The organism is Prevotella sp. khp1 (genome assembly GCF_900102205.1).
Lineage (GTDB): Bacteria > Bacteroidota > Bacteroidia > Bacteroidales > Bacteroidaceae > Prevotella > Prevotella ruminicola.
In genome coordinates, this window is the sequence record NZ_FNJZ01000003.1 from 307,465 (window position 1) to 324,064 (window position 16,600).

Below are 16,600 nucleotides of genomic sequence, written 5' to 3' on the forward strand. Positions count from 1 at the left end.
TGTCATAATAATAAATCTTAATCGTCTCCTGCCATTCTAAACTCAAGTTCATAGTTCTTAACAAAGTCACGTTCCTCGTTAGTCAAACCATAAAGGGGACAAATATAATCGTCAATTCTGTCAATAATAGACTTTGACTTTACTATTTTATATTCTTTAAATTGGGTAACATTATAGCGTGACTCTCCACTTGACTGACGAACATTAGCCTTAGCTTCAATGTCAGTCTGATATTCCTGATAAAGAGATGAGAGATCATTTATATTTTCGTCTGTCAATTCTGGTATTGTAAACGAAAGTAATTCTTCACTCTTCCAATCTAAATTGTTCGAGATTATTTGATAATACCAAAATGACAGGTTACTACTAAGTATACATCCTATTGCATCAGAGAGTTCCTTTTCGAACAAGATGGCTTTCTCTTTAGTTGAACCAGTACTATAATTTGTCACTATTTTAAAATATCTGCCACCTGTTGTGCGATAATAAATTGGATTCCCATTTTCGCGAACTTTTGAAGACAATGGGCTTAATGCCCATATCTTATCAAGTATAACCTTTTCTGTATCTAACCCAATCTTTGGTATTCTACCAATCATCTTCAAATGTTTCAGGACATCTGTAAACTGTAAACGATCTATCAGTTGTTGTAAATCAAAATTTCTTCCTTTACGATGCATCTTTGTTGCCAGTAACTGCTGGCAAGGAGTCAATGTCTTTTGGAACATTAGGATTGAAGTATTGACGACTGCATTTTTAAATACTGGTTGAGGGCGAACAGAATAAGATGAAATCTTAATGCCTCGACATTTTTCCAACAACAGTTTATGAACACCGGAGAGTGAGTCACTTGATGTCAATGATATTGGGACAATATAAGCCATGAAGGCATCCCTGCGAAGAAGCCAATAAGCAAGTTCTATGAAAAGAGTGTATGTGTCTGTTGAGCCCTTTATCTTTGGGCAAGGAACTTCCTCCTCTCTTCCCAAGAAACGTAGATAGATAGCATCTCTTTCTCTGTTCATCTGTCTCGATTCAGTAGTCTTATAGAACTTCTTTATTATTTTCTTATCGTCATCGCTTAATTTGGCACCATAAGGAGGGTTACCAATGACAATATCAAAACCACCCTGTTCAAAGACATCAGAATACATAACTTTCCAATCAAAGAAGTGCAAATCTGTTTTTGCGCGTTCCTCTAAAGGAAGGGATTCATCGGTAAGTATTCTACGTAAATCTTCTCCTAATTGGATGATGGCTTTTTTCTCACCTGTAACAGCACTCTTGATTTGCTGCATAGAAATAACTTCATCCTGCATTTCTGTGAAGATTGCTCCTTGGATAGCTGACGTTTGAGCCCATGCTTCTAGTTCATGGCCCAATTGAAGAGAAATAATGTCAAGGATATTTTTTTTAATAGTAATCCCTGTACTGAGTTTTTTCTCACCTACTTGCTCAAAGAATGCCTTCTGAAGTTTGCTTAATTCTGCTTTCTTCTGGCGAATCTTATTAATGTACTTATGTTGTTGACTATCGCTGATATTGAGATACTTACCGTTGAATGTCGTAAATAGTGAGTTACCTTGCATAATTTTATAGTCAAGATTGGGTAACACCTCAGGTGTGGCTTCATCGACAACCAAGGTTAGCCAAAACCGAAGTCTGGCAATATCAACAGCACCTTTTTCTAAGTCAACACCATAGATATTTTCCTGAATGATATGGCGCTTGATTTCAACAGAATTGTCAAAGTTTTCTATGGCGCCACGGCAGAAGAACAATTCTTTGAGCAAGCCCATTGGGAAGGCACCTGAACCGATGGCTGGGTCGCAAATCTTGATATTAATCAGACGGCGATCAACCTCTTCTACAATTTCATTAGGAAGAGCGGACAAATCGTATGTCGCAACAAATTGTCTTATTGCTTCACGATATTGACGTGGAAAGTCGTTTTGCAAATATGAAATTAAAGATTCTTTACACATATAACGTACAATCTCCTTTGGAGTATAGTATGCGCCCTTGTCTTTGTTGTCCTCTAGCAAATTCTCGAATATCTGTCCGAGCATTTCCGGATCGATACCGACCTCTGCATCACTTGGGTCATTCTCATCTATTGTGAAGTTGTATTGATGGAACATCGTAAAGAGCGAACTGAAATATTCCGCAGGAAATATTGTAGTAATCTCGTCATCCTCGTCTCTGTCGAAAAGACCACCATTGAGATAAGGGAAGCGGAGCACGCCATTGTTTGGTAAGCCAATGACTTTTGTGTCATATAAATCACCATTGGCACTTCTATCTTTGTCGAAAGCATCATTGAAGAGAGGTTCGAGAACTTCATCAAGGAAATTTGCCTGTTGTGCTTCTGAAGACTTAGTGAACAGATCATACATAAAGTCTTTATTACCGCTATTCCATTCATTACCAGGTTCTACACCAAGCCAGCCTTTTTTCTGGAGATAGTGCAAGAACACAATTCGACCAAGCATCTTCTTGACATAATCACGAACACGCTTGTCATCACAACCAAAATCTTTATATATCTGTGGATGTGGATCATGGAAAACCTTTTCTTTCCAGCCACCATCCTTCTTGACAAACTTCTTACCCGTGATGAACATCACAAACTTCTCGTATTGCTCCTTGTACTTGTCAAAGAACTCATCAGAGAGTGCTTCTACATCAAAGGCTTTGATAATATCATTCAACTCAATATTACCACCCTTTGATGCTAATTTCTTAAAGTTATCTGCAGCTGTTCGGCAAGACTGGTTAGGGCCAAGAAGGAATGTGTATCGTTTGGAATCTGTGGCTTCGCGATTATTTCCCTGCTTGCTACAGAATGTAAAACGCCAATCCCACTTATCGTCATCGTTGTAGTGAAAAACCATGAATGCACTACTATAGGTGGACATAATACGTCGAATAAGCTGCTGAACGGCAACTCGATTTCGCTTCATCTGTACGTGGTCATTGACGGTAATATCAAATACGTCAGTTGGATTCATCGGTATGTTAATTGTACCTAAGCGTAGAATTTGGGCTACACCTGTATTTTGTGCCATGCTCATCAACTCTGGATTATTCTCCAGCACATCCTCTTCGTAGGCATCTTCAAACTTTTTTTCGCCAAAGATGGGAATAATGACATTTTCGATGAAGCTCTCGCCTCCCTGATATTTATTGTGGAAATATGATTTAAGATCTATCATAAAACTGACTGATTATTTAGAAAGTCCAATGAATACTTCTGCTTTGCCATAACGCTGCTGAAGGTTGGCAACTATATTGCGAATCTCACGCTCAATCATGCTGTCGAAATCCTGTTGAGTAAGACCTCCAAATAGGTCGTCCTGTGAGTTCTTAAGTTGTTCCTCGAAGGCAAGCACCTTTTTAATGATGTCAGAATTCCCCTTGTTCACCAGCGTAAAAGCATCAGCCAAGAGAGCTTTTGATTCATTCGACATGGTGATGTCCTGCTGCATACGACGTAATATTTCCTTCGCTTTGGTAGCCTTGGTGCTACTACCCATGCGTACATTCATCTTATGCAGATGTTGGTTGACAGCTTTCTCCGCCTTCTTCTTGTCATCTTCCCAATGTTCCGGAAGTTCGACAAGAGGAGCTTCCTGAGGTACTGAGAAACATTCGTACATCTCGCTGGCAGAGATGATTCGTCCCTTGGAATCTACAGGATTCACTTTAACAAAGAGGCCAGACATGCGAGGTGTACGAACAAGGAAGTAGCAGTTGCCGTCAACAGTTCGAGTTGCGCATTCCAGGTTTTCATTACGATTAAGAATATAATCATAGCGCTCAGGATGCGCCTCCTTGTATTGCTTTAGCTCATAGATGTATTTCTCAAGCGGAGACTCCTCGCCATTGACAACAGTATTGAGGTCGTAATGGCTTACCTCTTCGTCAATGGTATAGACCTTACTGTCCTCACCAAAGAGAGTGTGGAATGACTGGAGCTTAGTGTATGCATTCTCTACCAATTTAATTTCAGCATCGCCCTCGGCACTTGGCTTAAAGTTATAGACATAGACCTTATCCTGAGTAGAACCGATACGGTTGACACGACCAATACGTTGCATCAGACGGGTTGAATTCCAAGGCGTATCGTAGTTGAGGATAACATTCGCACGATGCAGGTTGATACCCTCGGCAAGCACCTCGGTAGTGACGATGATATCATAATCATTCTTTTGTACTTCACCAGGCTTCTTACCATAGTTGGCATCAAAGTTCTCACGGATGGTTAGTTCCATCTCGTCACGATTGTCAGCCGTAATCTTCAGCACACGATAGCCCTTGGCTTCTGCCACACGCTTTATGGTATCAACGGTGTCAATGGCCTCAGAGAATACGACCAGCTTCTGTGGTACGTTCTTCTCGGCATCGAAAAGTACATGCTTCAGATTATCCTTGAAGACATCGAGCTTAGGATCCTCTGTATTCTTTGCCCATCGGTCGCAAAGTTCGGAGATAAGGTCGTAGTCGGCTCGAAGCAGGTCGATGTATTCCGGCTTCATGTCGCTCGTGTGGTACTCCATATTGCGCTCATTGTCATTGCGACCATCCTCATTGAGTTTGGTGATCTTGGTGCGAATGTCATCAAGGCACTCTTTATAGCCAACAGGACGCTTGCGTTTTTGCTCCTTCGTCTTACGGTCTAGTTCTTTGTTGACATCTATCTGCGGACAGATGAAGATATTGTTCGACTCCCACATGTCGATCATGTTGCGAGTATATTGACGTAGGTTGAGGAGTGACTGATAAAATGCAGAGAACGAACTTTCAAGTCGCTTGACAAGGTTTATCTGCATGATGTTGGCCAGCTGGTCAGCAAGTCTGTCTGCATCGCGCGAACCACGTGCATCATATTTTCTTTTATTCGCTTCGTCTGCAAGGAACTGGATGGCACGATAGCGATAGTAACTGAGATAACGGTTGCTCTGTAGTTTATATACCTCTGTAGGTGCAATAATATCCATCGTTTCGGCAAAGAGGTGCGAAAGCTGAAAGTCCATCTGATACTCCAATTCATTAGGTCCTTCAATCTTTGGGAACTTAAGATGCTGACGCTCCATGTCATCGGCATAATACATTTGAACGTCAGTGCGGGTGCGACGAACCATAATATCTGTCAGCACACAATCTCGGATACGACTAGAGAGGTGCTTTAAATGCTCTCTGCGTTCTTCTGGAGTTGAGGGATCGTCATCATCTGGATGGATGATACTTGAATATTCCTTATTGATTTCTGAGAAGAAATTTTCCAGATTACCACTGTTCGCCTTGGTCAGCGTGGTGTCGGCATGATTGCGCTCGAAGAGGTAAATCTGATTCTTCAAGTCATCAGGACGATTATTCTGAGGAGTTGCGCTAAGCAGACCTATGTAAGGGTAAGCACCTGTGTCGGCACCAATCTGACTGATGAGATTATCAAGAGCCTCGTACATGTTTGTACCACTATTGCGGAACTTATGGCTCTCATCAATAATAATAAGACCGTAGTTCTCGTGTAGGAGCTCACCATCAAAATCGCCAGAATCACAATTATCGTCATCTATGTCACTATTACCCTCTACATCATCAACCAGTTTACCAATACTACCTGTTGTTATGTAGTCGATGTAATCCTCCATCTTATCTGTTGCATCCTTGTCGAACATCTTGATAGTTTCAACCCATGCTGACTTGATGGCTGGTGGAGTGATGATAAGAACCTTGCGCTCGCGTCCGTCATCATCAGGGAACTGAAGAAAATGCTTGATAACAAGTGAACCGACAATAGTCTTGCCAAGTCCCACAACGTCGGCAAGAAGAAAGCCGCCATGCTCCTTCATTGTTGAGAAGCATTGCTTAACGGCATCTATCTGGTAGTTGTATTTATCGAAACCATCTGGTAAATAGCTTTCGATGACCTCATCAAGATTCTTATCTACAAGGTCGCCAAACTTTGTCTGCAGTAGTTTAATATATAATTCGTATGGAGTAAGGAGCTCTATTTTGTCGTTATCTTCCGGATTTCCTATTTCTGCAGCTTTCTTTCCTATAGGTGATTTTAATAATATTTCTTGAATAAAGCGGCCATTCCATGCTACAGACTCGTCCCACTTCTCTTGGAACCAAATTTTATGTCCTTTAGTGCTACTGTTTTCGTTAGGGATTGCTGTTACGATTGAAGAAGTTGTTTCTAAGTAATTTAATTCAGCATTACCCTCCAATCCCATTTTTGTGAAGTTGCTACTTCCTAATATTGCATTAGTATCTCCTTTCCTTGTTCCGTCCTGAGCTCTTAAGAATATATAGCATTTAGCATGTAGGAATTGCTTTTCATCCTTATCCTGACCATAGATTCTTATCTGTATTTGAGAATCAGGTTCCTGCTCGCCAATCTTACAATAATCAAGCAGGAGTTTGGCAACACGAATATAATCATCAGACAACTTATCTACATCCTGCTTAATATTGAAGTCTGGGAAGCGTTGACCTTTATATTCATCACGCAGTTGATAAGAACGAATTTGTGGTTCCTCTCCAATCATGATATCAAGTTTGCCACCTTCATCCAAAAATGCCTTTAGTTCATCATACACTAAATGCATTCCAGGAAGATCCCAATACCCCGTAGCTATTCGGATATGATTAAACTCACCAGAGCTAATCATACCCTTTAAATAGGTCACAAGATGTAGTTCATCGCTGTTGTCTATCAGCGTGTTTGTAAAGCTACTCATATGATATGTTTTTATGCACCACAATTACTGGTGCATAAAAACGAGTCCTAACAACAAGACACAGAAAAAGCGTGAACGCTCATCTGTGTCTTAGGTTGTTCCAGGACCCGTTCTACCAAATGAGTTGAGTCCACGCCATAAAACGCAGACATCAACTTGTCATTCTTCAGTAGAACTATCTTAATAAGCTTGGAACATTTAAGACACACCGAATAACTGCTAATGCTGTTATATTATATACCCTCAAAAATCATACCGGCGCCTCCGCTGAGGCTCTGTATCAGGAGGTTGCGAAAACCTCTGTTCTGCCGTGGCAGCGCCGTGTTACGACGATTAGCCAGTACTTGCCTGCAAAAATAATAAGAATTTATTAAATCAGCAAATAATTGAGGGCAAAATTGAAAAAGAAAAGGAGAAAAGGCGGTTAAGATGACATTTCCATCTGAATAAGTAACTTTATCAAATAGGTAATTGGTTGGAGAAGTGGCACCCGCACCATCGTGCTCAATATCCTTATCTCGGCTATTGCAGCCTGGCGCCGCCTAGGCCTCTTCCCCGTAGCCGCCATCTGCTGCGCCATAGTTTATCTGATAGACAGCGTGACAGGGTAGCGCAGAGAAACAATACACAGTGCAAGACTGTTAAAGAATTGTTAAGTATATACTCGGATGGTCGTATTCTTTTAGTTTTTTAGTAACTTCGCAGCTGATTTTGCTCTTTTTGGGAGGGCAAATGGATTATTTAGCAACAAAATATTTAAAAAACGTTATTATGAACTATTCTTACGACAGAAAAACCTTGACTACTGGCTTTTTTGAGCCTGTAGAGGCAAATGGAATAAAACTCGACGATGAGTTTTTTGTACAGATTGATCAGAATATGTTGGATTTAATATCGAAAATTCAGCAAGAGACCGCCCCTGATAATTATATAGCAAAGTGGGAAAAGAAAATTGGTGAGAAGCTTTTTCTTTATAAGATTGATAAATATCGTTCTATCTCTTCACGCTTCGGACCTGTCAATTGTGACTATCTTTCTGAATATGTTGGTGACAAAGAGATTGCCGATATGAGACTAGCAGATAAGGATACTCTTACACGTACGGCAGCAAGAAAGGTTGCCAAAATCTGTTATCATGGCAAAGGCGACTTCAATGATCCAAGTATATATGCAGCCATAGCAATGATATTATACATTAGGAACGGCTACAATAAAAAAGATTTCTGGGCTAACTTTAAAAAAGAATTCTTACTAGGTTTGGAAGAATTGTTGAAAAACAATGGTTCTATACAGATCGAAGAACAGTTATTAGGAAATCCTTTCCAAGCAGAGGATGCCACGATAACGAATCTTATGGATACTGTAAAAAAGCATGCAGATTATTATGGAGACGATAGTTTTGTGATCTTTGATTCTGAAATCGCAGAATACTTTAAGCACTCCGATAAATGTAAATACTATGATGAGGAGATAAACCAGGCATTAGGCCAACATGTTTTAGTGACAGAACATTTAGGTCGCGTTGGAATTACTAAAGAGAGTATACTAAATGATGATCATATTTCTCAGCTGTTTATGCAAAGTTTAGACACCTCTGCTTTTGTTGCTGCAATGGCTATAACAAGCTTTATTTTACATAAACAATTTAGCGATAGTGTGGTTCGTGAAGAGCTTAGCGAAGGCATTGCCGTTTACAGAAAGAATAATCAGCCTGAAGCTGATTTCTGGAAGAATATGTGTAGAAAGCTATTCTTTTTGAATGAGAAAGGGTGGTTTTGAACTGGGCACGTGAAAAGTTTTATATACAATAAAATCCCTCAGTTTTGAGAGAAGCTGAGGGATTCTTCGGTCCTGGTAAAATATAAGTCCAGTAATCTTACGGATTGCAGGACTTTATTTATTAGTTAATGTTAGGTGTTAAAGGTATCTGGCCTCTTTCCTCTGTAGTAGTCATCCGGATATTTCTTGTGCATTTCGTCCAACTCGCGGTTGATTTCACTTTCAAGGGTCTGAACGGTATAAAACCAGTCCTTGGGAATAGGACCAAGTTCGTTTCGTTGGAATCCATAGCCATTTTCGGTGATGGCTGTGATGAGCACTCTTAGTTTCGGCTTATTGAAGAACCAGGAAAGACTCCATATATCATCGACGATACGGGTAATGAGCTTTTGCTGATATATACTTGGTTTGTTATCGTCGCCATCGGATTCATACAATTCGTCATCATCGCCTACATAGAAGAAACGACGTGGGATATAGTAGCTGCCCCAGTCAGAATCCATTCTGAAACTTTTCTCGCCAAGTTTATCAATACCGATAACGATATTATCAGGGAACTCTTCGGCGGAATCTCTGAATTTACGGTTGGAAACGGTGATTCCGTGACGTTCTAAATCCAAGAGCTGATCCTCGTATCTGCAATCGTGCTCCCGGGCATTGTAATCTGCTGCCTCTTTAAGAGCTATCAATGGGATTGTGTCGCCTTTCTTGCCGACTATTAAATGCGCGATGCCATCAGTTATGTCATCACCATCGTACACACGCCAATCTTCATCAACGATTGGGAATGTGACATACTTATCGCAATAGTATTTCTTGCGATCCTCGTCGGTGGCCTCACAAATCAGCACACCTTTAAGGTCGTAGAAATAGGAGCCCAATCTGATTACTTTTTGCTCACTCTCCAGTTTTATCTCGAAGCCTTGATGAGAAGGCTCATACGTGGTCATGTGAGCCTTATTGGCGAAATCGTCGATCTTCCAGTTTTCTGCTTTAATAGGTTTATGTTCATCTGGGATGGGAACCTCGCTGTAGAAAGGATTGACAATGGTATATTTCAGATGATACTCAGGTACACTGCGCCAGTCCTTTTCCATCACAGTACAACTGCAGATAAAAGGGCATTTCTTCATGTCTGCCTCTATGAGCCGCACCAATCTGTCATCGCTTATCGTAAGTTCTGTCGACTTGTAGGGGATAGTACTTAATATATTCTTTGTCTGCTCGTGCGTGTTCTTTATATAGTACGTGAGCAAAATAGTTTTCTCATTTTTCATCTTCAACTAGGATTTATGTTTTCGTCAATCGAATTAGACTTCACGCAGTAATCAATGATAGCGGTAGTGATTACTACTGCTATTTCGTCAGGCCGATTCAAAAATTCGTAATTCTTTTCTTTTTCCATTGTTAATTCGTTTTTTTAAGTTTATAAGAGAATGCAAAGTTAGTTAAAATTGCCGTAAATAAAGAAACTTAGACTTCACATTTACGATACTTTAGGAGTTTTATGCCCATTTATTTTGTATTGTGCTCGCTTATTCGTATCTTTGCAGGCATGAAACCAGCTCAGATATTTTACCAGTACATCTGGATTATTAATACGCTTAGGGCCTATCATAAGTTGACCCTGGGCGAACTGAACCAGAAGTGGATGGATGATGGCGTAATCGACGGCAACCCGTTGCAGCGTTCGACGTTTAACCGCCATCGCGACTCCATCCTGGCTATGTTTGGCATCATTATCGATTGCGAGCCGAAAACGTATAAGTACTACATCAGTAACATGGAGGCTCTGAGCGATGGTGCTGTAGAAAGTTGGCTGTTCTCCACGCTTACTGTGCATGGCGTGCTGGCTGATAGTGCTGCTGTGAAGGATAGATTGGTGCTTGAAAATGCACCTGCTGGCGAGGAATATCTCGACGTGATTATCCGAGCCATCCACACGAATCGTCGCCTGCGTATGGGCTATAAGAAGTTTGAGGCTGAGGGGTACGAGAAGCTGGTTTGTCCCTATGCCTTGAAGTTGTTTCACCAGCGCTGGTACTTGTTGGCACTTAACGATGAGGAGCAGATGCGTATATACGCCCTGGATCGCATGACGATGATGGAAATAACCGACGAGACTTTTGAGATGCCCGCCAATTTCTCGCCGCAGGAGTATTTTGCTGAATATTATGGTGTGCTGACGGATAATACGCCAATGGCACACGTGGTGGTGCGAGCCCATAAGTGGATGCCGAACTATCTGCGCACGTTGCCTTTGCACCACTCGCAGCGAGAGTTGGAATCGACACCCGATTATACGGATTTTGCGTTCGATATCCGACCAACATCCGACTTTTTGGGTGAGCTGTTGCGTCACAGCGACGGCATAGAAGTGCTGGAACCACAGGAAATTCGTGTGAAAATACGTAAAATGATAGAGGAAACGCTTAAAAGATATTAAAATTCAGAGAGGTGTCCCAACTTTTGGGACACCCTCCGGTTTATTTTGCACCCGATAACTTGATTGTCGAACTAAAAAATGATTATTGTTATGGAAGGTGCATTTATTATGTTTGTAATCGTGTTTGCCGTAGGTAGCATGGTGAGCGAGCTGATTAAGAATGTTGATACAGATTCAACGGTAACTGAGTAGGAATGAAGATTATTCATGTGGATATGGACCAGTTTTTCGCGGCTGTAGAGCAGCGCGATAATCCGGAACTGAAGGGCAAGCCGATAGCGGTGGGGCACGATGCCGAACGTGGCGTGGTGTCGACTGCAAGCTATGAGGCCCGACGGTTCGGGGTGCATTCGGCGCAATCTATACAGTTGGCTAAGCGTCTGTGTCCGCAGCTAATCATCGTTGCGCCGCATTATCAGCGTTATAAAGAGGTGTCGATGCAGCTACACGAGATATTTCACGATTATACCGACCTGATTGAGCCGATATCGCTGGACGAGGCTTTTCTGGATGTAACGGAGAATAAGCGGGGGATAGAACTGGGTGTGGATATCGCACGCGAAATAAAGCAGCGCATACGTGAGACTACCGGACTGACGGCGTCGGCAGGTGTAAGCTACTGTAAGTTTCTGGCTAAGATTGCCTCTGACTGGCGCAAACCTGATGGACTGACGGTGATTCACCCCGACAGGGCGCTCGACTTTATTGCCCAGCTGAAGGTGGAGAAGATTTGGGGTGTAGGTCAGAAAACGGCTGAGAAGATGCACCGTATGGGCATTTTTACGGGTATGGATCTGAGGAACACGTCGCTGGCACGATTGACTCAGGACTTTGGTAAGATGGGGCAGGTGTTTTACGACTTTGCGCGAGGTATTGATACCCGTCCTGTAATCAGTGAGTGGGAGCGGAAAAGTGTGAGCTGCGAACAGACTTTTGAGACGGACATCAGCGAGAATGCTGCTGTTACCATCCACCTATATCAAACGGTAATGGAGCTGGTGCGCCGTATCGAAAAGAACGATTTTGAGGGGCGTACGTTGACGCTTAAGGTTAAATTCCTGGATTTTAAACAAATCACCCGCAGCATGACTGTGGATCATGTTCTTTGCACAAAAGATGATATTCTGCCATTGGCCAAACAACTGATGCAAGGAGTAGAGTTTCACTCGCATCCCATCCGTTTATTAGGCTTGGGTGTATCCAATCAGGCCACCTCATCGCCACAAAAAGGTCCCCAATGGATAGAGCTAGAACTACCTTTCGCCCCCTGGCCCGATGAATAAAAAAGTTGATTTCGCGAACGCTACAGAGCATCACTTTTTCGATTTTTTAAGATGAAAAGTGTATTGTGTTTAACGTTTTTTTTGTACCTTTGCAGCCGCTTTTAGGATTTCGTAATTAATAGTGCTCGAAATTCTTCTCTGGATTTGTTCCCTAATCCGAGAGGTTTGTAGCGCATTGTGGCAAACGGGAGGTTTGTCCGAACCATGAAGGTTCATTATTCGTATTTCCGAGGGAAGGAATATTTTTAGTACGAGTAATGAATTATAAGAGAAAAAATTTCTTTGTAATGAGTAGTCACAAGTATTTTTGTGCTCTGGCTGTCTCGACGATAGTTGGAGCAGGTAGCTGTGTCCCTACGTATGCACAGCACAAGATGAGTCTTCAGTCACTTTTCGACCTGGCTGACCAGCAGAGTCAGCGCATCAAGGTGAGCGAGGCGGCATTGAAGGCAGCAGAAGAAGGGGTGGCATCGGCTAAATCTGCCATGCTGCCAAGTGTTGAATTTAGCTTGCAAGGCTCTTATACGGGCAATGCATTCCTGATGTCAAGAGGTTTCTCTACCAGTGGCACCACGGAGTATATTGTTCCGGGATTGGGGCCTCAGCAGGTGCAGAATGGCAAACAGCCCACACCACATTGGGGCAACAGCTTTACCGCCCAGGCCAGCCAGGTCATCTATGCTGGTGGGGCCATCAGCTCAGGCATTGAAATGGCAAAGCTGGGACGCCAGTTGGCAGAGCTTGATGTGGAGAAGAATCGCCAGGAGGTGCGCTTCTTGCTTACCGGTTATTATCTTGACCTCTACAAACTGCAGAACCAACTGCAGGTGATAGCGAAAAACATAGAACTGACAGAGAAGGTCATCGAACAGATGAAGGCGCGCCGCGAACAGGGAACGGTGCTGAAGAACGACCTGACGCGATACGACCTGCAGCTCCAGAGTCTCAAACTGGCGCAGACGCAGGTGGTTGATGCCCAGAAGATTATCCGTCATCAGATAAGCACAGCCATCCATCTGCCTGAGGGTGAGGATTTCGATGTGGATACGCAGTCGTTAGAGCAGGAGAGTAGGGCACTCAAAACACTCACCTCTGAAGACGTGTGGCAACAGACTGCAGCTGAAAACAACATTGGCATTCGTCAGGCTTCGCTGGCCACAGAGATGTCGGAACAGAAAATCAGAAACACGCGTGCGGCTTCACTGCCATCGGTGGCTGTGGTTGCCGAGAACAACCTGGCAGGTCCATACACCTCCGACCTGATTCCAAAGAATGCCAATGTCAACGTGTGGTTTGTTGGCATTGGTGTGAAATATAATCTGTCAAGTCTCTGGAAGAACAAGCATGCTATCCGTAAGGCGAAGCATGAAAACATTCAAGCAGATGAACGAGTGCAGTTGGCTCGTGAAGGCGTAGAGAATGGTGTACAGGCCTGCTATACCAATCTGCTGACCAGCTCGGTAGAGGTGAGCACTCAGGAGAAACAGGTGGAGCTGGCCGACCAGAACTATGCGGTGGTGAAGAACCGCTACGACAACGACCTGGCCTTGCTCACCGACATGCTTGATGCCTCAAACATGAAGCTCTCTGCCGATATGGCGCTGGTGAATGCGCGCATCAACATGCTTTACAATTATTTTAAACTTAAATATATAACAAATACACTATAAAAATGGAAAAGAATAAGATTACGACCTATATTTATAATGCGATTGTGATACTTTGTATCGTAGGCGGCGCTGTTTATGCTGCCAGTCAGTTTATTTATTTCGGTGGTGGCGAGGTGACGGATAATGCCCGTGTGTGCCAGAATATCGTGCCACAGAACTGCCGCGTGCAGGGTTTTATCCGCGAGGTGCGCTTCAACGAGTTTCAGGAGGTGAAGAAGGGCGATACGCTTGTTGTCATTGAGGATGCCGAGTTCCGACTTCGTCTGGCTCAGGCAGAAGCCGATTTGACCCGTGCTGAGCGCGGTTCGCAGGGTACAGCAAGCAGTATCCATACCACTAAGACCAGTATCGGCGTGACCGAAGCCGGCATTGAAGCTGCTCGTGTGCAGATGGAGAATGCAAAGAGAGAGGATGCGCGTTTTCAGAAACTGCTGGAACAGGATGCAGTAACACAGCAGCAGTATGACAATGTCCACACGGGTTATCTGAGTGCCAAGGCCGGATATGAGCAGGCACTTCGTTCGCGCAACACACAGACGGCCGTTGTGGCAGAGCAAGGACATCATCTCTCGGCCTCCGAGGCAGCCATCGAGCTGGCACGTGCCCAGGTGGAGATTGCCCGCCTGAACCTCTCGTATTGTTACATCATTGCCACTTGCGATGGTGTGGTGGGTAGCAAGGATATCCATGTGGGACAGCTGGTTAACCCCGGTCAGACAATGGTGAGCATCGTTGACAAACATGAGAAATGGGTGGAGGCCAACTATCAGGAGTCGCAGATGCCAAATATCAAGGTGGGCGATAAAGTGCGTTTTACTGCCGATGCTGTTCCCAATGTTGAATATACAGGTGTGGTAGAGCGTATCAGCGATGCCACAGGCAGTGCGTTCTCGCTGGTGCCTATCGACAATGCCACCGGCAATTTCGTCAAGGTGGAGCAGCGTGTTACGGTGCGTGTACGTATTGATGCCTGCGATGAGGTGAACAAGCTGCATGGCGGCTATAACGTGGTTTGTAAGGTCGAGGAGTAATGGGAAAGCTGACTGAGTTTTTGATGAAGGCGCCACCGCCACCAGTCGGCATGGGTTTCGCTATGCCGATGATGAAAGGGTGGGTGCCTCGCAAGTTGCAGCCTTGGATTTACGTCCTTACGGCTCTGTGCTTCCAATTCTCGGGAGGTATATATCTGGGTGCGCTCGACGAGATTCGTGGCACCACCAACTTCATGATAGAGGATGTGATGTTCCTGCTCTATGCCACGCTGGCAGGCATGGCCGTGTGGTTCCCGATGCTGTTCAGGATGAAGTTCCGCTTCACCAATCAGCAGCTGCTGTGCACCTCGGCCATCGTGATGGGCATCTGCAACGTTATCACCATGCATAGCCAGTCGATGCCTGTACTCGTTGTGACATGCTTCATTGCAGGAATTGCCAAGATTCAAGGAACATTCGAGTGTATGAGCAACATCCAGTTGTGGATTACGCCAAAGCGCGACTTCGCCGTCTTCTTCCCTGTGCTCCACATCATACTTCTCACCGCCATCGAGGGTGGGGGATGGCTTGCTGCCTGGATGGGGCATCATTTTACATGGCAGATGATGCACACCTTTACCGTAGGCACCATGTCGTTCGTGCTGCTGTCACAGATAGTGCTGTGTCGTCCGTTCTGTCCTATGCCCAACAGGTTCTCGCTGAAGGGGACCGACTGGCAGGGCGCTTTACTCATCTGCGTCACAATGCTTCTGTTCTCGTACATCTTTGTCTATGGCGATCACTACAGGTGGTTCGCAAACCGGCATATCAGAATGGTGGGAGCTTTTGCACTCATCTTTGCAGGACTCACCCTTTACCGGCTGATTCACAACCGCTATCCATACGTAGAGCTTCGCCTGCTGAAATGCCGCAATGTGGTACCCATACTCATCGTCACCATATTGGCAGAACTGGCTTTCGGTGCCGAGCATACACTTGAGGAGATACTCTACACAGAGGTCGTCGGATTGGAAGAACTCACCAAGGAGAGTCAGTACATGTGGGCATTGCCAGGCATGTTCCTGGGTATAGCGCTCGATCTCTACTGGCTAAAGGTTCAGAAGTGGAAGGTATGGAAACTGATAGGTATAGCCTTCCTCTCCATCAGCGCTTACGCCTTGCTGATGTATACCACGTTGGGTATGGCGGTGAACATCGAGCAATACCAACTGTCAATCATGCTCCGCGGCTTTGGTTATGGTGTTCTTGCACCAACCCTGATGTGGGCTTTGGACGAGTCGGTACCCAGTCTTGAGATATTCTTTATGGGACTGTTCGTGTTCAACATCCCGCACATGTATCTTGGGGGTGCTATGGGCTATGGTTTCTATACCACCATTTTCTCGCATTTCCTGAATGAGGACATGATGAACTATGGTCGTCAGCTGACACTCACAAACCTCGACCTCTCACAATTTGATTTCGGGGCGTTCATGGGCAATAGTTATTTGCATTCTATGATGCTCGTAGCTATTAAACAGGTGTATGGTTACGTCATCTGGTTTGCCCTGCTCCTGGCGTCTGTCTTCCTGTTGTGTGATATTCCCGCTGTCAGAACAAACATACGCAAAGTGCCTCTATGGCCTGTATTGGCAATAGAATATCTGGCGAGGAAACATAAGAATGCTTAACTGAGTTTAAT

At 44.0% G+C, this 16,600-nt stretch carries 9 protein-coding genes; 6 read left to right on the top strand and 3 right to left on the bottom strand.

The genetic code is table 11. The annotated features are described in order from the left end of the window. Nucleotides 1–17 precede the first annotated feature (17 nt). The gene (locus BLR73_RS14630; RefSeq protein ID WP_091861759.1) at nucleotides 18–3,215 is read right to left on the bottom strand and encodes an Eco57I restriction-modification methylase domain-containing protein; all 3,198 of its coding nucleotides are present in this window, start codon (nucleotides 3,213–3,215) and stop codon (nucleotides 18–20) included. A 12-nt stretch (nucleotides 3,216–3,227) separates the two neighbouring features. Next, nucleotides 3,228–6,749, bottom strand: coding sequence for a helicase-related protein (locus BLR73_RS10350; protein ID WP_091861762.1), 3,522 nt, complete (start codon nucleotides 6,747–6,749; stop codon nucleotides 3,228–3,230). Nucleotides 6,750–7,481: 732 nt separating this feature from the next. Between BLR73_RS10350 and BLR73_RS10360 the strand changes: the two genes are divergently transcribed. Next, on the top strand, nucleotides 7,482–8,528 hold the full coding sequence (locus BLR73_RS10360) for a hypothetical protein (RefSeq protein WP_091861765.1): 1,047 nt from the start codon (nucleotides 7,482–7,484) through the stop codon (nucleotides 8,526–8,528). A 131-nt stretch (nucleotides 8,529–8,659) separates the two neighbouring features. On the opposite strand, the gene BLR73_RS10365 is transcribed toward BLR73_RS10360, so the two are convergent. After that, nucleotides 8,660–9,805 carry a hypothetical protein gene (locus BLR73_RS10365; RefSeq protein WP_091861768.1) on the bottom strand — a complete coding sequence of 382 codons (1,146 nt, stop codon included), beginning with the start codon at nucleotides 9,803–9,805 and terminating at the stop codon, nucleotides 8,660–8,662. 278 nt (nucleotides 9,806–10,083) lie between these two features. On the opposite strand from BLR73_RS10365, the gene BLR73_RS10370 reads away from it, so the two are divergent. The 5 genes from BLR73_RS10370 to BLR73_RS10390 all read left to right on the top strand — a co-directional run bounded on the left by BLR73_RS10370 (nucleotide 10,084) and on the right by BLR73_RS10390 (nucleotide 16,589). Further along, nucleotides 10,084–10,974, top strand: a complete 891-nt coding sequence (locus tag BLR73_RS10370) for a helix-turn-helix transcriptional regulator (protein ID WP_091862021.1) — start codon at nucleotides 10,084–10,086, stop codon at nucleotides 10,972–10,974. 194 nt (nucleotides 10,975–11,168) lie between these two features. Continuing rightward, nucleotides 11,169–12,257, top strand: a complete 1,089-nt coding sequence (gene dinB, locus BLR73_RS10375; RefSeq protein ID WP_091861771.1) for a DNA polymerase IV — start codon at nucleotides 11,169–11,171, stop codon at nucleotides 12,255–12,257. 287 nt (nucleotides 12,258–12,544) lie between these two features. After that, entirely contained in the window at nucleotides 12,545–13,927 is a 1,383-nt protein-coding gene (locus tag BLR73_RS10380; protein WP_091861774.1) for a TolC family protein, read from the top strand. A 2-nt stretch (nucleotides 13,928–13,929) separates the two neighbouring features. After that, the gene (locus BLR73_RS10385; protein WP_091861777.1) at nucleotides 13,930–14,958 is read left to right on the top strand and encodes an HlyD family secretion protein; all 1,029 of its coding nucleotides are present in this window, start codon (nucleotides 13,930–13,932) and stop codon (nucleotides 14,956–14,958) included. Beyond that, nucleotides 14,958–16,589 (top strand): hypothetical protein, encoded by a 1,632-nt coding sequence (locus BLR73_RS10390; protein ID WP_091861780.1) that lies wholly within the window; start codon nucleotides 14,958–14,960, stop codon nucleotides 16,587–16,589. Before BLR73_RS10385 ends, BLR73_RS10390 begins: the two co-directional genes overlap by 1 nt. Nucleotides 16,590–16,600 lie beyond the last annotated feature (11 nt).